Genomic DNA, 279 nt, shown 5'->3' with positions numbered 1-279 from the left:
GTCGGTCGCCGGCCTCGAGATCGCCAACGACTCCTCCTGCAACAAGGCGCGAAGCGAAGCACGGCGCCGCATCGAGGCCGTCTACGCGCAATATGAGGCGAAGCAGAACGCGTTCGATGTGAGCGAGCATCGCGAAGGCGGCCATGTCGAGCATCTGGTCATGGCCTTGATCAAGCCTTGATTGGGCGATCCGTGCGCTCGGCTGCGCTTCCCCTCCGGGATGACAGCGCGGGCGTGTCAGCCGCGTGGCTCGGCAGACCAGCTATTCGCCGCCAGCGC

General features: G+C 65.9%; 1 pseudogene. It reads left to right on the top strand.

The annotated features are described in order from the left end of the window. A pseudogene (locus tag EN851_RS36005) lies at positions 1–181 on the top strand (DUF922 domain-containing protein); the annotation flags it as partial. Between the last annotated feature and the right edge of the window lie 98 nt (positions 182–279).

The organism is Mesorhizobium sp. M8A.F.Ca.ET.208.01.1.1, assembly GCF_004791315.1.
Classification (GTDB): domain Bacteria; phylum Pseudomonadota; class Alphaproteobacteria; order Rhizobiales; family Rhizobiaceae; genus Mesorhizobium.
Note: the sequence above shows the minus strand (reverse complement) of the source record. Positions and strands in the feature narration are given on the sequence as shown.